Source organism: Citrobacter sp. S-77 (assembly GCF_963864895.1).
Classification (GTDB): Bacteria; Pseudomonadota; Gammaproteobacteria; order Enterobacterales; family Enterobacteriaceae; genus Citrobacter; species Citrobacter murliniae.
In genome coordinates this window covers 1,456,579-1,477,221 of sequence record NZ_CAWLWU010000002.1, presented here as the reverse complement: position 1 = coordinate 1,477,221, position 20,643 = coordinate 1,456,579, and the positions used below count along the sequence as shown (strand labels likewise).

The 20,643-nt window shown below is 51.5% G+C and carries 15 protein-coding genes and 1 pseudogene; 3 read left to right on the top strand and 13 right to left on the bottom strand.

Features of this window, described 5'->3' with window-relative positions:
- Window positions 1–538: 538 nt before the first annotated feature.
- Complete coding sequence (ompF, locus tag AACS05_RS07520; RefSeq protein WP_045441278.1) at window positions 539–1,612, top strand: porin OmpF; 1,074 nt, start codon at window positions 539–541, stop codon at window positions 1,610–1,612.
- Between the two features lie 183 nt (window positions 1,613–1,795).
- Window positions 1,796–2,986, top strand: a complete 1,191-nt coding sequence (gene aspC, locus AACS05_RS07515; protein ID WP_045441277.1) for an aspartate transaminase — start codon at window positions 1,796–1,798, stop codon at window positions 2,984–2,986.
- A gap of 55 nt (window positions 2,987–3,041) precedes the next feature.
- On the opposite strand, the gene AACS05_RS07510 is transcribed toward aspC, so the two are convergent.
- The 7 genes and pseudogenes from AACS05_RS07510 to cmoM form a co-directional block, all read right to left on the bottom strand.
- Complete coding sequence (locus AACS05_RS07510; RefSeq protein WP_045441276.1) at window positions 3,042–3,689, bottom strand: MBL fold metallo-hydrolase; 648 nt, start codon at window positions 3,687–3,689, stop codon at window positions 3,042–3,044.
- Between the two features lie 28 nt (window positions 3,690–3,717).
- Entirely contained in the window at window positions 3,718–4,266 is a 549-nt protein-coding gene (locus tag AACS05_RS07505; protein ID WP_016152461.1) for a YcbK family protein, read from the bottom strand.
- 175 nt (window positions 4,267–4,441) lie between these two features.
- The gene (gene ldtD / locus AACS05_RS07500; RefSeq protein ID WP_045441275.1) at window positions 4,442–6,193 is read right to left on the bottom strand and encodes a L,D-transpeptidase; all 1,752 of its coding nucleotides are present in this window, start codon (window positions 6,191–6,193) and stop codon (window positions 4,442–4,444) included.
- 265 nt (window positions 6,194–6,458) lie between these two features.
- Window positions 6,459–10,919 carry a chromosome partition protein MukB gene (gene mukB, locus AACS05_RS07495; RefSeq protein ID WP_045441274.1) on the bottom strand — a complete coding sequence of 1,487 codons (4,461 nt, stop codon included), beginning with the start codon at window positions 10,917–10,919 and terminating at the stop codon, window positions 6,459–6,461.
- Window positions 10,919–11,623 (bottom strand): chromosome partition protein MukE, encoded by a 705-nt coding sequence (gene mukE / locus AACS05_RS07490; RefSeq protein ID WP_045441273.1) that lies wholly within the window; start codon window positions 11,621–11,623, stop codon window positions 10,919–10,921. Before mukE ends, mukB begins: the two co-directional genes overlap by 1 nt.
- Entirely contained in the window at window positions 11,604–12,926 is a 1,323-nt protein-coding gene (mukF, locus tag AACS05_RS07485) for a chromosome partition protein MukF (protein WP_045441272.1), read from the bottom strand. The genes mukE and mukF overlap by 20 nt, the downstream gene beginning before the upstream one ends.
- Window positions 12,919–13,709: pseudogene (cmoM, locus tag AACS05_RS07480) on the bottom strand (tRNA uridine 5-oxyacetic acid(34) methyltransferase CmoM). The gene mukF and the pseudogene cmoM overlap by 8 nt, the downstream one beginning before the upstream one ends.
- 135 nt (window positions 13,710–13,844) lie before the next feature.
- Between cmoM and elyC the strand changes: the two are divergent.
- A complete protein-coding gene (gene elyC, locus AACS05_RS07475; RefSeq protein WP_045441270.1) occupies window positions 13,845–14,624 on the top strand; it encodes an envelope biogenesis factor ElyC in 780 nt (259 codons plus the stop codon).
- On the opposite strand, the gene AACS05_RS07470 is transcribed toward elyC, so the two are convergent.
- From AACS05_RS07470 to msbA, 6 genes are all read right to left on the bottom strand, one after another.
- Window positions 14,601–15,494, bottom strand: coding sequence for a YcbJ family phosphotransferase (locus AACS05_RS07470; RefSeq protein ID WP_045441269.1), 894 nt, complete (start codon window positions 15,492–15,494; stop codon window positions 14,601–14,603). The two genes, elyC and AACS05_RS07470, sit on opposite strands and share 24 nt — an antisense overlap.
- A gap of 153 nt (window positions 15,495–15,647) precedes the next feature.
- On the bottom strand, window positions 15,648–16,394 hold the full coding sequence (gene kdsB, locus AACS05_RS07465) for a 3-deoxy-manno-octulosonate cytidylyltransferase (RefSeq protein WP_045441268.1): 747 nt from the start codon (window positions 16,392–16,394) through the stop codon (window positions 15,648–15,650).
- On the bottom strand, window positions 16,391–16,573 hold the full coding sequence (gene ycaR, locus AACS05_RS07460) for a protein YcaR (RefSeq protein ID WP_045441267.1): 183 nt from the start codon (window positions 16,571–16,573) through the stop codon (window positions 16,391–16,393). The genes kdsB and ycaR overlap by 4 nt, the downstream gene beginning before the upstream one ends.
- A 51-nt stretch (window positions 16,574–16,624) precedes the next feature.
- On the bottom strand, window positions 16,625–17,857 hold the full coding sequence (locus AACS05_RS07455) for a winged helix-turn-helix domain-containing protein (protein ID WP_045441266.1): 1,233 nt from the start codon (window positions 17,855–17,857) through the stop codon (window positions 16,625–16,627).
- Window positions 17,858–17,898: 41 nt separating this feature from the next.
- The gene (lpxK, locus tag AACS05_RS07450; RefSeq protein WP_045441265.1) at window positions 17,899–18,876 is read right to left on the bottom strand and encodes a tetraacyldisaccharide 4'-kinase; all 978 of its coding nucleotides are present in this window, start codon (window positions 18,874–18,876) and stop codon (window positions 17,899–17,901) included.
- Window positions 18,873–20,621, bottom strand: coding sequence for a lipid A ABC transporter ATP-binding protein/permease MsbA (msbA, locus tag AACS05_RS07445; protein WP_045441264.1), 1,749 nt, complete (start codon window positions 20,619–20,621; stop codon window positions 18,873–18,875). Before msbA ends, lpxK begins: the two co-directional genes overlap by 4 nt.
- Window positions 20,622–20,643: the final 22 nt, after the last annotated feature.

Here is a 20,643-nt window from a genome sequence, read left to right as displayed (position 1 = left end):
CAGACTCGCATTACTCCTTAAACACAATCCCAAAACTCTCCCATCCTGTTACTTAATATTTCCCTGCAACATATTTGCACAAAAAACAATCACTGATTTTATTGTGGATTAGCATTTTCTGATTATATAGCACATTTTTTAACCAACCACATGGCATTCTGGACGTCTATAAATAGTCAAGTGTAAAAATGGATCTTTCTCATATGACACAGGGAAAATGCCATTAGCAAAATTAAGTATAAGGAAATCATATAAATAGAAATAAACGGAGCAATTTTAAGCACAGAGACAGCCGAAATTTGAAGTCGTTCACAAAGTTGCACAAAAATAACATTTAGTTACACATTTTTTCTTTTTGAAACTAAATCTTTATATTTGTAGCACTTTGACGGTAGCGGAACGGTAGTTTGAATGGAAAGATGCCTGTCAGACACATAAAGACACCAAACTCTCATCAATAGTTCCGTAAATTTTTATTGACGGAATTTATTGGCGGCAGTGGCAGGTGTCATATAAAAACCGATGAGGGTAATAAATAATGATGAAGCGCAATATTCTGGCAGTGGTTATCCCTGCTCTGCTGGTAGCCGGGGCAGCTAACGCTGCAGAAATCTACAACAAAGATGGCAACAAAGTCGACCTGTATGGTAAAGCAGTAGGTCTGCACTATTTTTCCAAGCACAACGGTGACAATGCCTACGCCGCTAACGGCGACCAGACATATGCCCGTCTTGGTTTCAAAGGGGAAACTCAGATCAATTCCGATCTGACCGGTTACGGTCAGTGGGAATACAACTTTGCTGGTAACAACGCTGAAGGCTCAAATGCTCAGGACGGTAACAAAACCCGTCTGGCATTCGCTGGTCTGAAATTCGGTGATGCTGGCTCCTTCGACTACGGTCGTAACTATGGCGTCGTTTACGATGCACTGGGTTACACCGATATGCTGCCAGAATTCGGTGGTGATACTGCCGCTTCTGACCAGTTCTTCTCACAGCGTAACGGTGGTCTCGCAACTTACCGTAACTCCAACTTCTTCGGTCTGGTTGAAGGCCTGAGCTTCGCTGTCCAGTACCTGGGCAAAAACGAGCGTGATGACGTTCGTCGCTCTAACGGTGACGGCGTTGGCGGTTCTGTAAGCTACGAATTCGATGGTTTCGGTATCGTGGGTGCTTACGGTGCAGCAGATCGTACTGATGCACAACAGAACCCGACTCTGCGTGGTCATGGCGATAAAGCTGAACAATGGGCGACCGGCTTGAAATACGATGCTAACAGCATCTACCTGGCGGCGAACTACAGCGAAACCCGCAACGCTACCCGTATTTCTAATGGCTATGCTAACAAAACTGAAGACGTGCTGTTAGTTGCTCAGTATCAGTTCGACTTCGGTTTGCGCCCGTCCATCGCCTATACCAAATCTAAAGGTAAGGATATCGAAGGCATTGGTGACGTAGATCTGGTGAACTACTTCGAAGTGGGTGCGACTTACTACTTCAACAAAAACATGTCCACCTATGTTGATTACATCATCAACCAGATCGATTCTGACAACAAACTGGGCGTAGGCTCTGACGACACCGTTGCAGTTGGTATCGTTTACCAGTTCTAATAGCAGACCTCTTTGTTAAATGCCTAAAAAACAGGACTTCGGTCCTGTTTTTTTATCTGTGCCAGCGGATTCTTGCGTCTTCAAAAAACCCCTCTGCTTTTTGTCAGTAACGGTTGGCATTTTGTAAATCTACCGTTAACCTGATAGCGGACTTCCCTTCTGTAATCACAATGGAACCTCGTCATGTTTGAGAACATTACCGCCGCTCCTGCCGACCCTATTTTAGGTCTGGCTGATTTGTTTCGTGCCGATGACCGCCCAGGAAAAATCAACCTTGGGATTGGTGTATATAAAGATGAGACAGGCAAAACGCCGGTGCTGACCAGCGTTAAAAAAGCCGAGCAGTATATACTGGAAAATGAAACCACCAAAAACTACCTTGGCATTGACGGTATTCCAGAGTTTGGTCGTTGCACTCAGGAATTGCTGTTTGGTAAAGGTAGCGTTCTGATTAACGACAAACGCGCACGTACAGCACAGACCCCTGGCGGTACCGGTGCATTGCGTGTGGCTGCTGATTTCCTGGCAAAAAACACCGCAACCAAACGCGTATGGGTGAGTAATCCAAGCTGGCCAAACCATAAGAGCGTATTTAACTCTGCTGGTCTGGAAGTACGTGAATACAACTATTACGATGCGGCAAACCATTCTTTAGACTTTGATGCGCTGCTGGCAAGCCTTAGTGAAGCGCAGGCAGGTGACGTGGTGTTATTCCACGGTTGCTGCCATAACCCAACCGGTATTGATCCTACACTGGAACAGTGGCAGACGCTGGCGCAACTGTCTGTCGAAAAAGGCTGGTTACCGCTGTTCGACTTCGCTTATCAGGGCTTTGCCCGTGGCCTGGAAGAAGATGCTGAAGGCCTGCGCGCATTCGCTGCGTTACATAAAGAGCTTATTGTCGCCAGCTCCTATTCCAAAAACTTTGGTCTGTACAATGAGCGCGTAGGCGCCTGTACGCTGGTTGCTGCCGATGCCGAAACCGTCGATCGCGCATTCAGCCAGATGAAGTCTGTCATTCGTGCCAACTATTCCAACCCACCAGCACACGGTGCGTCAGTTGTGGCAACCATCCTGAGCAATGATGCCCTGCGCGCTATCTGGGAGCAGGAACTGACCGATATGCGTCAACGCATTCAGCGCATGCGTCTGCTGTTTGTTAATACACTGCAGGAGAAAGGTGCGAACCGCGACTTCAGCTTTATCATTAAACAGAACGGCATGTTCTCATTCAGTGGCCTGACAAAAGAGCAGGTTCTGCGTCTGCGTGAAGAGTTCGGTGTTTATGCCGTAGCGTCCGGACGTGTAAACGTTGCAGGAATGACGCCAGATAACATGGCGCCACTGTGCGAAGCGATTGTTGCTGTGCTGTAAGCTATTGAGCACTAAAAAGGCCGCAATAGCGGCCTTTTTCATTTATCGGAGTAGATTACCAGACTGGCATTTCATCCTGCAGGAACGGATTATGTAGCCGTTCGTTGCCCAACGTCGAAAGTGGGCCGTGCCCCGGAATAAACGTCACATCATCACCCAGCGGCAATAATTTACGTTTAATCGAATCGATCAACTGGCTGTGATCCCCACGTGGAAAATCACTGCGTCCAACGCCACCTTTGAAAATCACATCACCTGAAATCAGTAACTGTGACTGTTCATCAAAGAAGACCACATGTCCCGGGGTATGACCCGGACAATGCAACACCTGTAGCGTCACATTCCCAACGCTTACTCTATCGCCTTCGTTCAACCAGCGATCGGGCGTCAACGGCTCGCAGTCTCCCAGACCAAACATACGACTCTGAGCGGGAAGCCCCTGCAACCAGAACTCATCTTCTTTTTCCGGACCGATAACCGGTACGCCGTAGTGTTGCGCCAGTTCAGACGCTGCACCTACATGGTCAAGATGACCGTGCGTAAGCAGGATCTGCATTAGCGTCAGGCCGCTGGCATCCACTTCCTGTTTGATTTTCTCAGCATCGCCGCCGGGATCGACCAGCGCAGCCAGACGGGTTTGCTCACACCAGATCAGCGAGCAATTCTGGGCGAATGCAGTGACCGGAATAATACGATAGTTCATACGGCTCCTGTTTCATTAAGCTTATGGATCACCAGTGACGCGCCGGTCCGGTGTCAATATGCACAAAGTTACTGCGTGGGTAGTATCCTACACCACCTGCGCGCATAGATAACGCAGCTTTGCGAATATTACTTAATGCGATGCCTTCAATATGGAAATCCATGGCCTGCCCTTTCGTGTGGTAGCTTTTCTTTGCCACACCACGGCTGTGCGCACGTAATTCATTATTGGTATCAATAGAGCGGTAACCAGAAATAAGCTGTACGGGTTTACGCGTGCCCAGAAGGCCTTGCAGACGGAAGAGTTGATCGAACAATCCCGGGTCGATGGATTTCACTTTATTCGCGCGAAAATCACGGAAAAAGTGATTAAGTTTAGCTAATTCGTCCTGAATATAGCCCCTGCCATCAAAAAACTCTGCTTTAATTGACTCTCCGGTATGAAGGTTATTCAGAGTCAAAATGCGCGGACGTGGGGTAGAGAGTGTAGCAAACGCAGGCGTAGGCAGGATGGCAGCGCCGAGGGCAATGCCACCAAGCGCCAGCAATTTGCGGCGATTAGCGTCAAATTTGTCCATGGTATTAAGTCTACAGGTCAATGTTATCGTATGTATGCTTCAGCGCACGCGGGAAACCTTATCTGGCTAAGTAGTCCACGTCAAGGCTCCCAACCCCAGGAAACACGGGGCTTACAGCCATTTTGCCCCGTTTCCAGCATAACTTACGACAATCATTTTCCTCGAACTGCTTAATTTATCTGATTAATTGTTCAGCTTTTGACACAATTTGTGCACTGGATCGCGCCGTCAGATCGTAATTGTAAATATCTGTACGATATTGGGTACGACCATCGGCTCCAACAAATGCAGTCAGGTAGTAGAGATTGACTGGAATATTCTGGCGAATATTCACATACCGGGTATCCCCCTGCTTCAGAGCATCCGAGATCCGCGTATCATTCCAGCCCGCATCCTGCAGCAGCATATTCGCCAGTTCAGAAGCCTTATTGACGCGCACACAACCAGAGCTCAGCGCGCGAGTATCTTTCTGGAACAACGTATGATTCGGCGTATCGTGCAGATAGATAGCATCTGAACTTGGCATATTGAATTTATATCGTCCCAATGAGTTGCGCGCGCCCGGCGCTTGCTGGAAGCGGAACGGCAGATTTGAAGGCGTAATGGTTGCCCAATCGACCTGCCATGGATCTATCGCCTCTTTGCTGTTCCAGCCACGCATCACGGTATATCCGTGGCGCTCAAGATATCCCGGATCGTTCCATACCTTAGGCAGAATATCTTTACGTGCCAGCGTCGGTGGGACGTTCCATGGTGGGTTAACGACCACGTTATTCAGCGCACTGCTCATCATCGGCGTTTTACGGTCAGGTCGCCCGACGATAACGCGGGACGCCAGCACCTGATTACCATTCTGATAATAAACCAGTGAATAAGCGGGAATATTGACCATGATACCGGTCGATAAATCACCCGGCAGCAGGCGCAAACGCTGAATATTCAGGGCCAGCACGCCGGCACGCTGCGCTGGAGTCACGTTCAACCAGTCACGGGTGGCAGGTCCGATCGTACCGTCGGCCCCAAGACCTTGCCAGGCCTGAAAACGCTTCACCGCGTCGACAAGCTCACGATCGTAAGCGCTACGCCCTTCTTTTGCTGCCGTGCTGACTGACGCATCCAGCATCCCGGTACGCCGCAAAATTTCGCGCAGCGCCGGAATGTCTTTACTCCACTCACCCGGGCGCAGCGTAGTCGTGCTGGTTAATTGCGGCCAGGGGCGTGAATCCCCCACCAGCTTCAGCAATGACTCATGCATCACTGAATACTGCGGATGCTGAGGCGTCAGGCTGGCAATAAACGAAGTTAACTGACCATTATCGAGGGCCACCTGCCATTGGTTAATCACCGAGAGCGGCGGCGTCGCCAGCGCATAAGGCTTATCGCTGTAAAGCCAGCGGTTACCTTTAACGGGGATATTGGCAATGAAGTGAAGATAGCCCATCATCGCGTCAGAAAGAGCAGCATCCCGCGCCAGCCCCGTTACGCCTGGATCGGTCAGTAACGCTACCCAGGTGTTAAACTGCGGCTGAAAACCGGCAATAGCCACCTCGGCTAACTGTTGCTGAAAAGCTTTTACCGCATCACGATTTTCCCACATCGGTTTCATTTCGCGTGCGGCGTACAGCAGTTCCAGTTGGCTCATATAAACCGGCGTATAACCTGCCGGAAGTTGAGATTGTAATTCTGCGCGGGCTTTATCCACAGACACGCCATCCGGCAGAGGTTGAATCCCCGCCATAATGGCTGTCGCAAAAGATTGTGCCTGCGGTTGTGATAGCGCGGTTGGCTGTTCGCTAACAACCGCAGAGCTGTCACCAGGAATCATTTCAGGCTCATCGGCCTGTGCGTTGAACAGTGGAGCGAATGTTACGGCCAGGCACAAACTGATTGCCGACAGCCGACGACCACACATTTTATTAAGCAACATCCCTTGCCCCCTGTTTTCTTTATCATACTCTGAATAGCCAGGCCGCATGCTCATCTCCATTCATCATGGGCTGGACCTGAAAAACGCCAATACAATCTAAAGTATGACGAGCAAGCCTGGTTTACTCGTCAGGCTTACCTTCAGTATATAAACATCAAAAATTTTTTGCCTGACCTAATGTAAAGAAGTTTAAAGAAATTTCACCCAGCAAACCGGGGTTTCATAAAAGAATAAAGCGGCCTTTTGGCCGCTTTATTACTTATACTTAGCTTGCCTGCGAGGAGGCATCTTCGATTCCCGGCAGCGGCTCCGGTAACTGAGGTGCAAAGCCGCGCAGGCCAACCACATGAACGTGCTCGGTATTCTGGAAGACCTTACGCACCAGTTTATAGGTGGTGCCTTTCTCAGGACTGATGTTTTCCGGCGCAGCGATAATAAGCTGCATCTGCAGCCTCTCGCAAAGCTCAAACAGGGTCGCGATAGAGCGCGCATCCAGTCGGGCTGCTTCATCAAGGAACAGCAGGCGACATGGGGAAATATCTTTCCCGCGCAGCCTACGGCCTTCATCTTCCCAGCTTTGCACAACCATCACCAAAATCGACATCCCGGTTCCGATCGCTTCACCCGTTGACAGAGCACCGGATTCAGCACGCAACCAGCCGTCGGAACCACGGTTAACTTCGACTTCCATTTCCAGATAGTTACGGTAGTCCAGTAGTTCTTCACCGATGGTTTGCGGCGTGCGTTGTCCCATGTCTATCTGCGGATTAAGACGCTGATACAGCTTCGCCAGCGCTTCGGAGAAGGTCAGACGGTTGCTGTTAAACAGATCCTGATGCTGTTCATGTTGCTCAGAAAGTACATCCAGCAAGGTGGCATGCGTTTCACGCACATTCACGTTCAGACGAACGCTGTTCACCTGACCAAACGATACGCTTTGCAGTCCCTGGTTCAGCATACGAATACGGTTTTGCTCGCGCTGGATAGTCTTACGGATGATGTTCGCCACGCTGCGTGAGCTGATCGCCAGCTTCTGTTCGCGGGAGGTTAATTCTTCCGTCAGGCGGCTCAGCTCAATTTCCATCTGTTCGATGGCCTCAACCGGATCGTCGGTACGAATAATATCCTGACGGATACGTTCGCGCAGATGCTGATAAACCGCTACAAAGAACTGAATTTTACGTTCTGGCCGTTTTGGATCTTCAGACATGCGCAGCACGTCACGCAAATGTTCGTTATCTGCCACCGCCAGACGCAACGCCCCCAGCGCCTTATCCGACATCGAACGCAATTCATCACCGGAAAGATAAGCCAGTTCACGACGGTGCAGACGGCGTTCAACACCGTTATCTTTCACCATCCGCATCACCGCGCACCACCCGGCTTTCGCCGTGACTACCTGCTCACGCATTTCGTGATAATCCCGCTCCAGCTTACGCAACCTGCGGGTTAAGTTATCCATCTCTGCTTCGCAGAAGGTGAGCGCTTTTTCCAGCTGGTTTCGGCGCGCACGGTTGTTGCTCAACTGTGCATGCAGTTCATCACGACGAATACGCGCGCGTTCTTCCGCGCCGCTGTCAGCGCGAACACCGATATCCTGCAGTTCGCGTTGTAAATCGTTCAGCAGCTCTTTTTTGGTGTCGTAGGAGCTTTTCAGTGAGGCCATGACCTGGCTGTACTGGCTCAACTGTGCAGCATGGCTGCGCAGCGCTTCACGGGCGCGAGTACGCTCCGCTTCCGCATGTTCCAGACGTTCGCGTAGCTTCTCGTTCAGATCGCTATTGCCGTTAAGCATTTCAGCAGAGTCAGAATAGCTAAAGTGCGCCCGACGCTGTACGACTTCGGTCAGTGCGAAAGCCTGTTGACGTGCATCACGCTGTACCTGCTGGGAATACGCGTAGTCTTCTTTGAGTTGTTCAAACTGCTCGGGGTCATTTTGCAGAACCGAAACGATCGGTTCCAGTTTGGCCAGTTGATTGCCATGCTGCTGAACAAAGCGTGCCGCTTCCTCGGCTTCATCCAGGCGTTCGCGAATTTCGTCCACGCGATCGGCGAGCGTATCATCTGCCAGCAGATTCAATCGCGGTAACAGGCGGTTCAGGGCTGAGACGCCCTCTTTCGCCTGTTCAAACTGCATACGCTGCTGTTGGTTATCATTTTCATGATTGGTCAACGCACGTTCCAGTTCTAGGCGACGGCTGTTTAATTGACGAATTTCCGCTTCCGGGTCGGCTTCAAACGCAACCGACAGATGGCTACCGATAAAACGGCTAAACGCCTGATGCAAACGCTGAGTTTTCTGGACGTCAAAAGAGAGCGTGGCGAAACGTTCGGACAGCCCCTCACGTTCAGCATGCAGGGTTTCAATGCGGCTTTCCCGCGCGGCACGACCAAAAATTGGTACTGTCGGGAAGCGGGAATAACGCCACTGACGTTCAGCGGTTTTCACCACCACCGCTTTTTCCAGCTCATCCACGCTGAAGACGCTGTCATCGAACGACTGCGGATCCCCTTCGATGAAATAGAGATCTTCCGGGCAATCTGTCAGTCCTTCGAGTTGCCCGGTGATGAGTGAGAGATCCGGCACAACAATGGCATGGCGTGACGGACCATACAGCGCGGAGAAGTACGGTGCATCTTCAAGGCTAACGTCGTCATAGATTTCAGACAGCAACACGCCGCCGAAGCGTTCCGCCAGCGCATTCAGACGTTGATCTTCCGCACCACCCGGCTGGCTTAAGCGCTCAATCTCTTCATCAACGGCGTTTTTACGCGCACCGACTTCATCACGCTCAACAATGGCTTCACGTTCGCGTTCCAGCAGTTGTTGCAGATATTCAGTAACCTCCTGGCTGGAGGTGAACTCTTCGCCGCACTGCTCGCTGAGCTGATTCAGGCTATTTTGCGCCGCCAGCCAGACAGGAGCACGTTGCATTAAATGCTGAATGCGGGATTGCAGTTGCTCCTGCTCCTGACGCAGCGTCATACGCTGTTCGCTGGCAGACGACACGCTATCAGACAAGGAAGCGATACGAGCTTCCAGCTCCTGATGCAGGGCTTCCAGCTCATCAATATCGAAATGTTTGCCCTGACGTTTACAGAACTCCGCCAGCAGACGTTCCGCTTCCTGTTGTTCGCGCAGGCGCTGTTCCAACTCACCCAGGCGCATACGCAGCGGTTGAACCTGTTCCGCCAGATGACGCTGCTCAACGCCTTCACGCAACAATTCACGAGCAACGCTCCAGGCTTCCCCGCGTGCCAGTGGGCCGTTGATCGCCACTACCAACTGGTAAGCCTGTTCGAACTGACTGTGCGCGGTTTGCGCCACGCTCATTTTCTGTTCCAGCGTCAGCAGTTTTTCAGTAGCTTCTTGCTCTTTTGCCTGGAAGGTTTCCAGCCATTCCGCCGCGCTGTCCGCCGTCAGATCCGGTAAATGGCAAAGCTCTTTAGCCCTGCTCAACGCCTGAATCGCCTGGGTGTACTGAATGGCTCGTGTTTGCTGAACGTCCAGCGCTTGCTGGTAATCGGCAAGCTGGCTTTTCAGCTCATCCACTTCCAGTTCGGCGGCTTCCGCACGAGCCTCATTTTCATCCTGGCGGTCAGCGGCTTCCGCTACCACTTCATTTTGTTCTTCGAGGCGGATCTGCAACTCTTCGAGATCCGCTTCATAGCGTTCGATTTTTTCCTGCTGCCGGAGCGCGGTTTGCACCAGATTCAGGTGATCGCTGGCCGCCTGATAATCGGCTTCAAGGTCGCCTTCCGCACCGTTATGTTCGCCCAGCTCGCGCGCCATCTCGACATGCTTGTACTGTTCCGCCGCCAGCTGTTTGCGCGAGGTATACAACTCGCGACGATATTCCAACGCTTTATCCAGATGAATGCGACGCTCGTTGGCGTGGCGCATATAGTCCGCCGCCACATAGTTCGTTGCCTCGCTGATCAGGTGCTTAAACAAGTCGCGGTCAGACTGAGTTACGCGTATTGCTTCCAGCGTCATGCGGTTTTCCCGCAATGCGGCTTCCATATCCTGGAACGCTTTACGCACCCCGCCGTTTTCTGGCAACAGATAGTCGCGCAGTGAACGGGTAATGGCGCTGGAAATCCCGCCGTACAGTGAAGCTTCGATCAGGCGATAGAATTTACTACGGTCGGAAGCTGAGCGCAGACGACGGGCGATGATGCCCAAATCGAACATCAGTGAGTGGTAATCGGTTATTGAGTTGAACTGCTTAAACTGCACGCCTTCCATCTCATCGAGCTTCTCTTTCAGCTCAGGAAGAGACAGGACGCGAGCCTGGCGCTCGTTCAGCGTTTCCGTTACCAGCTCGGTTGGCTGTAACGACATCGGCAGCCCCTGAATGGCAAACGGCTTGATATCAACTTTACGGTCGCGCCCGGCCACCTGTTGCAGACGAACGCCGACGACTACGCGCTGATGACGCGAGTTGAGGACATCGAGCATGGAATAGCAGACACCCGCTTTTAGCTTACCGTGCAGGCCTTTATCACGTGAACCGCTGGTCGCACCGGCTTCCGTGGTGTTACGGAAATGCAGCAGGGTTAAGTCCGGGATTAACGCCGTAACAAACGCCGCCATGGTAGTGGATTTACCCGCACCGTTACCCCCCGACAAGGTGGTAACCAGTTCATCGAGATCAAACGTACGGGCAAAAAAACCATTCCAGTTAATCAGCGTAAGTGAGCGAAATTTACCGCGTTCAATCATTATTCTTCCTCTCCACTGTCCGGCTGATTCTCTTCTGGCTCATCATTGAGTTGCAGGCGGTTTTCGACCGACATCGCTTCACCATCACGAATTAAGCGACGCTGCGCTTCGCGCGGATCGTCGCCGCTGCGAACATCCGCGCCAAAGCGGAAAACAGATTCCGTAATACGGAATTTGCTGCTGTCATGGCCCATAAACCACACCATACCTAAGCGACGCAGGCGGTTGAGAGAAGAACGCACCTTTTCCTGCAGCTTCTGGCGGTCAACATCCGAACCCGTAGAGCGGTTATTCACCAGTCTGAGCAATTTTGCTTCGTCAGCCAGCGTCAGCAGTTCGTCATACAGCTCCTGCTGGGTAAAAATCCCTTCATTCGCCAGGCGTTCCGGGCTGAGATAGAGATAACAAAGAATTTTACCCACCATCATATCCAGTTCAGACAAGACGGAACGCGGAATGAGCGTCGTCGAACGCGGACGAAGGTAGAAAAAACCCTCCGGAGCACGGATCAATTCCACGTTATAGCGGCTGTAAAACTCTTCAAAGTATTCCTGAAAATCCATCAGGAAGGCATGATTGTCCAGCTCATCCAGGCCAATGTGTCGACCCGAACGCAATGCGCTGTCCAGCGCCGGAAATAACGGATTCGCCAGCGCTTGCGCCAGCTTAACCGGCATCACTTTTTCAATATTTGTCAATGACATGCGCCTGTACCTTGGCTCCGTAATCATTAATCGGCTGCCATTTGGCTGGCAGTCCGGTGAAATCTGCTTGCGCTACGCCAAGGCGTACCGCCTGATCGATAACAATACGCGCTACGTCGAAGTGACGCGCACGTGGGTATTGCGCCAGATACTCGCGCACTACCAAACCGAGATCCAGTGGCGTTTGTCTGGATTTATAGATAGCCAACTGTTCTTCAATAATCGCCGCCAGTTGTTCGCGGATCTCGTTAAATTCTTCATATTCCAGGTCCGGCGGAAGCTCCCCGGTAACCTCTTCATCACGCAACACCATCTCTTCGTCACGCATGTCCAGCAATCGGTCGGCATTGGCATAAGTCAATGCCCACGGATCGTCAAAATATGTCTGCACAGACTGGCGCAAGCGCTGGGCAAAGACGCGGTTTTTATCCATATCAATCGCGGTGCGGATAAATTTATGTACGTGTCGATCGTAGCCAATCCACAAATCAATGGATTGCTGGCCCCAACTAATAATTCGGTCAAGTTTGCTTTGTAAGTCAAATACCAGACGGTCAACGAAATGCAGGTCGTCATGCGTCATCGTGGCATCCTGAATACGCAACAGATTAGCCTGTAGCTTATCACCCGCCGCTTCCAGCGTGTCCTGCAACTCACGCAGCGTACCGGAAGTTTCAGACAGCAGCATTTCACAGCTGGAAATTGCAGCCCGCCAGTCTTTATTCAGCAATTGCGCAATGTCATCTTTAACCTGTTGCTGTTGCTCATCCATAATGCGCTGCGTCAGATCGATGCTGTCAAAAATTTCCGCCACCGAGTATTTCAGCGGAGCGTAAACGTTGCGGTGCCAGTGGAACTCATCGCCGCCTTCATCCGCCGCGTCTGCTGCACGCTTTAGCTCACCTGCCACAATCGACAACTGCATTGACAGCCGCAACGTGGAGAATTCTCGCTGGCGAATATAGTAATCGGTGATGCCAATCCCGAGCGGCGTCAAACGATAAATGGCGTTCCCTTCCGCCTGTTCGCTGGTAAAGCGGTTCAGCAGACGTTGACGCACCATATCGTTGATCGCGTTGTTGGCGCGAACGCCGATGGTTTCGCTGGTTTGCTCAAACGCATCACTCACATGGCGGAACGCATCCACCAGTTCACCTTCACTCATCTCGCCGTCCAGTCGTTCGCCGTTTAGCGTAGCCACAGCCAACAGGAACGAAAGTCTGTCTACCGGCAGAGAGATAGAGAAGTCATTTTTTCTGGCCCAGGCAACCAGTTCGGGGACTGTCTGGGAAAATTCACTCATAAGTTATCCTTGCATCTGCGGTTTGCGCGCGGTGACATGAATATAACGACCAAGGCTGATATACGGCTCCTGGCGGCAATAGCGCGTTTCTAACTCAAGTAACATTTCATAACCGTCACGCTGTTTATGTTTTTCTCGCAGATAATCATGAAACACGCGTACGCCAGTCTTACCGGTTATCTGCCAACCGATATCCTCCAGCCACTGGTAAACCTGCTGAGGATCACGCGGGTAGTCTGGTGAAAGCGTACGTTTTTTACGTTTTGGCATCCCAACCTGCACATAGTCAAAATTCCCTGCGACCATGTTATGCATCAACAGACCGTTAGCATTGTAGAACATTAACGACAGCGCGCCGCCGGGACGTAATACCGACCACAGAGTCTGCAGCATGCTGACCGGTTCAGCCACCCATTCCAGCACAGCATGAAACAATATCAGATCAACCGGGCTTTCCAAATGCGAAGCAACGTCCTGAGCGGCGCATTGTATAAAATGCATGTTTCCGCTCACACCTTTTGCCTCTGCCGCCTGTTGCGCACGGGCAATCATCTCGCCGGACAGATCGCATAATGTCACGAAATGCCCACATTCAGCCATTTTGATGGCCGTCTGTCCTTCACCACCGCCGGCGTCCAGAATGTGTAGTTTTTGCCCACCAAACGTCGTCAGTAAGCGATCCAGATCCTGCCAAAGAATAGCCTGTCTCAGTTGACCTTTGGTGGTACCGTAAATGTTACGGGAAAACTTCTCTGCAATGTCATCAAAATTGCGATCCCGCATCGGGCTCTCCACATACTGGCTTTAGGGTGACTAAGTAAAACCGCTATTTTGTCACACCCACGCCGAGAATGAACCTTCCTGGTGTAATATCCCTGCAGATCCCCTGCTGTATGGTTAAAAAAGGAACCAAAAAGGATGCTTTTTACGCTGAAGAAAGTGATTGGCGGTATGATGCTGCCGCTTCCATTGATGCTAATTGTTATGGGCACAGGGCTAGCGCTGGTCTGGTTTAGTCGCTTTCAGAAAACAGGGAAAGTGTTCATCAGCCTGAGCTGGCTCGCGCTGTTACTGCTCAGCTTGCAACCGGTTGCTGATAGTCTGCTTAAACCTATTGAGGACAAATATCCCACCTGGCAAGATACGCAAAAAGTGGAATACATTGTGGTTCTGGGCGGGGGCTATACCTGGAACCCGCAGTGGGCACCGAGTTCTAATCTGATCAATAACAGTCTTCCACGGCTAAATGAGGGGATTCGTCTGTGGCAAGCCAATCCAGGATCAAAGCTGATCTTTACCGGCGCAGCAGCGAAGACCAACAACGTCAGTACCGCAGAAGCGGGGGCGCGCGTGGCCGAGTCGCTGGGCGTTCCTCGCAGTAACATTATTACGCTGGATACACCAAAAGATACCGAGGAAGAAGCTGCTGCGGTAAAACAGGCTATCGGCAACGCGCCTTTCCTGCTGGTGACTTCTGCGTCGCATTTACCGCGAGCGATGATTTTCTTCCAACAAGCCGGGCTGCATCCGCTGCCAGCACCAGCCAACCAGTTGGCAATAGACTCGCCGCTGAATCCGTGGGAACGTGCCATTCCGTCGCCCGTCTGGCTTATGCATAGCGATCGCGTCGGTTACGAAACACTGGGCAGGATCTGGCAGTGGCTGAAAGGCTCGTCAGGCGAGCCAGGGCAGCAGTGATTTGGTCGCCAGGTCAAAATTGGAACGGTTAAAACGACCGGTATTAACCAGTTGCGCAACCTCATCCCACAATACGTACAACCAGCGCCGCCAGATAAACGACTCTGCCACTGGCGCGCGTTGCAGATACTGCCAGAGCAGGCTTTCCGCCAGGGCATTATCCATTAGTCGAAACAGCTCATACTCTCTTGGCGCCCATAGCATCAAACCAGGCCCCACCATTGCCAGAAGCTGATCGCTACGGGCATCTTTGAGCATACTGCGTAAGCTGAAATTACCGTGGATCAGAACGCAGTTATCGTTAAAGCCTTCAAACAACGCTGGCAAACATTCACGGGTGCGAAACAGAATCCGTTTGTCCTGCATTGTAAGGCCGGTATTGTTGAACTGGTTTAACGTGCTCCACAGCACTTCAACTCGTTGGCGATACCAGGATGGCCATAAATTTTCCTGCGTGTTATCCACCGCGCCAACACAGCCTCGACTATCCTGACGATGCCATGACAGCAAACCTTCCACGATCTGATCTTTTAAATGTTCCCAGCGTTCTGGCGTTCGGGCGGGCGCTTCCACTGGCACGCCACGTAAGCGTTCAAGTAACAGAACGTCAGGGCCGGGATGTTCTTCGTGGGTTAATACCCCATAAATGACCGGCATACGTACCGTACCACTGCGCGCCAGCATGGTAGTTTTCCATGCCAACTGCTGTGCCATGCCCGGGGTGGTGAAACTTCGGGCCATCAGCGGCATCGGATTTCCCTGGCTGTCGTACAGTGACCACAGCGCCGTATCTACTTTTTCGTTCACGCATTCTATACGACTGAGTTTTTCGCCCAGCAGATGGCTGAGTTCGGCACGCAACTGTTCCATTTCAGATTGCCCTCATAAATGCTACTGCTTTCATAATGAGCGTCGAATAGACAGATGTCACCCGGATGAGATCAATTGATGAAAAGAAAAGTGGCGGGAAAAGAGTAACGATACGACACCCCTCCCAAAAACGGGTGGAGTGCCGTGAAAAGATTAACGCATTTCGACGCGGACGCGCTCAAGATCTTCGGCCGTATCAACCCCTGTCCCCGGCACTTCTTTAGCGACGGCAACATGAATTTTTTCGCCATACCAAAGCACACGAAGCTGCTCCAGCATTTCAATCTGTTCAAGCGGGCTAGGTTGCCAGTTCACATAGCGACGAATAAAGCCCGCGCGATAACCGTAAATCCCCAGATGGCGCAGAAAAGTATTACCTACGGTTTCCAGACTTTTTGCAAAACGGTCACGATCCCAGGGAATTGTCGCCCGGGAAAAGTAAAGCGCATACCCTTCAGCATCCAACACTACTTTCACCGCATTCGGATTAAACGCCTCTTCCGCGCTGTGAATGGGGACTGCAAGCGTCGCCATGCCGACCTGTCGTTGCGCCAGATTCTCGGCTACCTGACGAATAATAACCGCCGGGATCATCGGCTCATCACCCTGAACGTTCACAATGACGGTATCGTCGCTAAAACCACATTTTTCGACAACTTCAGCCAGGCGTTCCGTACCAGACTGGTGATCGGCGCGGGTCATGCACACCTCGCCACCAACGGCTTCTACAGCACGCGCAACATCTTCATGATCGGTAGCAACAATAATACGTTCAGCGCCAGATTCACGCGCACGCTCCAGCACATGTACTATCATCGGCTTACCGTTAATATCCAGCAGCGGCTTACCAGGCAGACGTGTGGACGCATAACGCGCAGGAATAATGACCACAAAACTCATGATTTACTCTCATCAGCAGTCAGGACACGAGCTTCCGTTTCCAGCAACACGGGAATTCCCTCTCGCAGTGGGAAAGCAAGGTTATCCAGTTTGCAAATCAGTTCTTGTTTTTCCTGGTTGTACCAGAGTTTGCCATTGCATACCGGGCAGGCAATGATTTCAAGCAGACGATGATCCATAGTTCCTCCAGATGGACCGGATTGTGAATACGTAAATATTAACATAATCGCTTACAGGGCTGGGTCTATTTCCCAGCCCTGACGCAAGTCAGTAAATAAACCGTCAGGACAGCTGCCTATCGTGACTCGCACAGCCTGCTGCCAGCGAGCGAAATCATCGATCGCCTGGAATAATCCTTTTTGCAAGGTAACCCCAGGTTTGGCCTCATCCTGCAGCCAAAGAGAAATGACCTCCAGCACGCCTGTTTTTCGGTGCATTTTGGCATCCATACGCCCAACCAACTGTCCCCGATGCAGTAGGGGCAAGACAAAATAGCCATACTGACGTTTCGGTGCTGGCGTGTAGCATTCCAGCCGGTAGCTAAAATCGAACAGCTGTTCAGCCCGTTTACGATCCCAAACCACCGGATCAAATGGCGATAAAACCGTAGTATGGGTCGCTGTTAACTTACCCGCCAGTGCCTGCTCAAGAAGTGGTTGCAGGTCGCTATGGAGCCACAGAGTTCCCAGGCCTTCAACGTCTACAGGAATAATTCGTTGTTGCTCTGCCCGTACTTCACACCAGGTTTTTAACGCCGGACGCTGCAAGCGGTAATAGTCTGCCAGCCACTGCTCACGAAAAATACCGAGGCTGCGGGCGCTGTTATCAAGCATAACTATTTCCGCTTCAGCCTTTGAGAGAAGGTCACGATCATCATCCCAGTGCGGCATGACGCGATGCGTTAAATCATAGACTCGCTGGAAATTACGCCGCTCCACCACCATCACCTTCCCGGCGGTGAAAAGTCCTTCAAGATGACGCTTATGCGGTTTCCATTCCCACCAACCGCTGGTTCCCTTACGCGGGTGCTCAAAATCCGCGGATCTTACTGGTCCGTTATGCTGGATATGCTGTAACAGTTGTTCAATCTCATGGGCATGCTCTTTCATCCACTCTGCTTTGTACTTCCAGCCCATTTTCTCAGGAGCCAGCATGCGATGCCGTATCAGCATAAAGTCGCTACGCGGCAGGAAGCAGGCCTCATGTGCCCAGTATTCCATCAGCTCACCGCACAGTAATGATTCATCGAGCCATTGCGGCGAATAGTCACCCAAACGGCTAAACAGCACCAGGTAAGGGCTGCGCGCCACAATATTGATAGTATCGATTTGGAGTAAGGACATTTGCGAAATGGTCGCGAGAATGTCAGCAGAGGTTGCCCGGCGACGAGTTTTTTTCAGCAAACCTTGTGCAGCAAGGTGGAGATGACGGGCATCCTTCAAAGAAAGGTGCGGCAACGACATTTATGACCTCATAAATGATTCGCTGCCGCGGCTTGAATCTGTTAGCGAGTCAGCGAGGTTAACTTATCGAGTAAGACACCAGGTTGTTCACCCGACAGATGAGCATCAACGGGTAAGTACCACCAGTTGTCATCGGCAAAAGCGCGACATTTAACTGCGTCTTTCTCCGTCATGACGAGCGTTTGGTCTTCACCTGACAACACGCTGACGTCACTGTAGGTCAGAGACTGGTGGTCTGCCAGCGCGATACACTTCTGCGGACGGGCGCCGCATGCCTCAAGTGTGGCAAAAAAACGGGGGGGATGACCAATACCCGCCATGGCAACAATATTGGGTAGCTGCGCTACATTACGCCGCTCACCTGTACGTAAATTAACGGCCAGGCCTGGCTCAAGGCACATGGGAATTTCCCCGGGCAATGGAGTGCCACCATTGACGATCGTCGCGTCAACTGATTTGAGGCGTCCGGCACGCTCACGCATTGGACCAGCCGGAAGCCACCAGCCATTACCGAACCGACGTTCACCGTCAATCACTACAATTTCAACATCACGCGCCAGACGATAGTGCTGTAACCCATCATCGGTAACAATAATCTGCACGTCGTGCCGGGCAAGAATGGCTTTTACCGCATCAGTTCTTACCGGAGAGACAGCCACTGGCACACCGGTACGCTGGAAGATCAGCACAGGTTCATCACCCGCTTCTGCCGTGGTCGTCTCTGTTGTCAGTAAAAGCGGATAAGCCTGTGCTTTCCCGCCATAGCCACGAGAAACAACGCCCACGCGAATGCCGCGTTGCTGCAATTGTTCAACCAGCCAAATTACCACTGGCGTTTTACCATTGCCACCCGCAGTCAGGTTTCCGACAACAACAACCGGCACTGGTGCGCGCCATGCACGTTTAAGTCCCAACGTGTAGCATAAGCGGATACCTCCGCTCACCAGTCCGTAGAGCCAGGAGAGCGGAAGTAATAATCGCCACAGCGGCGATTCACCAGACCAAATGCGCGCAATCATTGGCCAAATTGCATTTTGTGCAGTTGTGCATACACACCGCGCTGTTCGAGCAGTTCGCTATGGGTGCCGCGCTCAACAATCAGCCCGTCTTCCACCACCACGATTTCATCCGCTTGTTCGATAGTTGAAAGGCGGTGAGCAATGACCAGTGAAGTACGGTTTTTCTGTAACTCATCCAGTGCAGCCTGAATTGCGCGTTCGGACTCTGTATCCAGAGCTGACGTAGCCTCATCAAGGATCAAAATCGGGCTGTCGCGCAGCAAAGCACGGGCGATAGCGATACGCTGGCGTTGGCCGCCGGACAGCAGGACGCCGTTCTCGCCAATAATCGTATCCAGACCATCATCCATTTTGTTGATGAAATCCATGGCATAAGCCATCTGCGCCGCTTTTTCAATCTGCTCCCGGCTGTACATATCTGTGCGCGCGTAGGCAATGTTGTTCGCAACCGTATCGTTAAACAGGTGTACGTTCTGCGAGACCAGAGCCACCTGATCGCGTAAGGACGCCAGGGTGTATTCACGCAGATCGTGTCCGTCCATCAGAATCTGCCCTTCATCAATGTCGTAGAAGCGCGTAATCAGACTCGCAATGGTGGATTTTCCTGAACCGGAACGGCCTACCAGCGCCACGGTTTTACCCGCCGGGATATTCAGATTGATGTTACGCAACGCTGGAACTTCACGCCCCGGATAGGTAAAAGTCACATTACGGAATTCCAGATCGCCGGTAGCGCGTTCAATCACACGTTTACCTTCGTCTTTTTCTTGTTCACTATCCAGAATAGTAAACAAGGTCTGGCATGCAGCCATACCACGCTGGAACTGCGCGTTGACGTTAGTCAGAGACTTCAGCGGACGCATCAGGGCGATCATAGAGGAGAAGACAACCGTAATTGTCCCCGCAGTCAGGTTTTCCATCACACTTGGGAAACTGGCTGCGTATAACACGAAGGCCAGAGCCAAAGAGGCAATCAACTGGATGATAGGATCGGAGATGGAAGATGCAGAAACCATCTTCATGCCTTGCAAGCGCATCTTGTTGCTGACTTTATCAAAACGCTTGGTTTCAACTTCCTGACCACCGAATATCAGAACTTCTTTGTGGCCTTTCAGCATTTGCTCAGCACTGGTTGTAACCTGACCCATCGTATTTTGCATGTTTTTACTGATGCTACGAAAGCGCTTGGAAACAACACGAATCGCAATTGATACAATAGGGGCCAGCACAATCAGGATTAATGACAGCTGCCAGCTGTAATAAAACATCATGATAAACAGGCCAATAATTGAGGCCCCTTCACGCACCACGGTGATCAACGCGCCGGAAGACGAAGACGCCACCTGCTCTGAATCATAGGTAATACGTGACAGTAACGTACCGGTAGACTGCTTATCAAAAAAGGCGACGGGCATGCCCATCATATGACCAAACAGGCGGCGGCGCATGGTCATAACCACTTTGCCTGACACCCATGAAATACAGTAGCTGGAGACGTAGCTGGTTAAGCCACGTACAATCATCAGCCCAATAACCACCAGCGGCATCCACAGCAGCACTGAGCGATCTGTTTTACCAAAACCATCATCCAGTAATGGCTTAAGGAGCGATAACATGAAGGTATCGCTGGCCGCGTTAAGGACTAACGCTATACCCGCCACGATCAGACCCGATTTAAAAGGCGCTATGGTTGGCCATAGTCGGCGAAATGTCTGCCACGTAGAGAGATCTTTATCGTTATGCATTCAAAAAACCAGCATTTGTTAG

What these genes read in the sequence shown, in the direction of transcription:
- ompF (WP_045441278.1), top strand. Translation starts at nt 539, where the DNA reads ATGATGAAGCGCAATATTCTGGCAGTGGTTATCCCTGCTCTGCTGGTA.
- aspC (WP_045441277.1), top strand. Translation starts at nt 1,796, where the DNA reads ATGTTTGAGAACATTACCGCCGCTCCTGCCGACCCTATTTTAGGTCTG.
- AACS05_RS07510 (WP_045441276.1), bottom strand. Translation starts at nt 3,689, where the DNA reads ATGAACTATCGTATTATTCCGGTCACTGCATTCGCCCAGAATTGCTCG.
- AACS05_RS07505 (WP_016152461.1), bottom strand. Translation starts at nt 4,266, where the DNA reads ATGGACAAATTTGACGCTAATCGCCGCAAATTGCTGGCGCTTGGTGGC.
- ldtD (WP_045441275.1), bottom strand. Translation starts at nt 6,193, where the DNA reads ATGTTGCTTAATAAAATGTGTGGTCGTCGGCTGTCGGCAATCAGTTTG.
- mukB (WP_045441274.1), bottom strand. Translation starts at nt 10,919, where the DNA reads ATGATTGAACGCGGTAAATTTCGCTCACTTACGCTGATTAACTGGAAT.
- mukE (WP_045441273.1), bottom strand. Translation starts at nt 11,623, where the DNA reads ATGTCATTGACAAATATTGAAAAAGTGATGCCGGTTAAGCTGGCGCAA.
- mukF (WP_045441272.1), bottom strand. Translation starts at nt 12,926, where the DNA reads ATGAGTGAATTTTCCCAGACAGTCCCCGAACTGGTTGCCTGGGCCAGA.
- elyC (WP_045441270.1), top strand. Translation starts at nt 13,845, where the DNA reads ATGCTTTTTACGCTGAAGAAAGTGATTGGCGGTATGATGCTGCCGCTT.
- AACS05_RS07470 (WP_045441269.1), bottom strand. Translation starts at nt 15,494, where the DNA reads ATGGAACAGTTGCGTGCCGAACTCAGCCATCTGCTGGGCGAAAAACTC.
- kdsB (WP_045441268.1), bottom strand. Translation starts at nt 16,394, where the DNA reads ATGAGTTTTGTGGTCATTATTCCTGCGCGTTATGCGTCCACACGTCTG.
- ycaR (WP_045441267.1), bottom strand. Translation starts at nt 16,573, where the DNA reads ATGGATCATCGTCTGCTTGAAATCATTGCCTGCCCGGTATGCAATGGC.
- AACS05_RS07455 (WP_045441266.1), bottom strand. Translation starts at nt 17,857, where the DNA reads ATGTCGTTGCCGCACCTTTCTTTGAAGGATGCCCGTCATCTCCACCTT.
- lpxK (WP_045441265.1), bottom strand. Translation starts at nt 18,876, where the DNA reads ATGATTGCGCGCATTTGGTCTGGTGAATCGCCGCTGTGGCGATTATTA.
- msbA (WP_045441264.1), bottom strand. Translation starts at nt 20,621, where the DNA reads ATGCATAACGATAAAGATCTCTCTACGTGGCAGACATTTCGCCGACTA.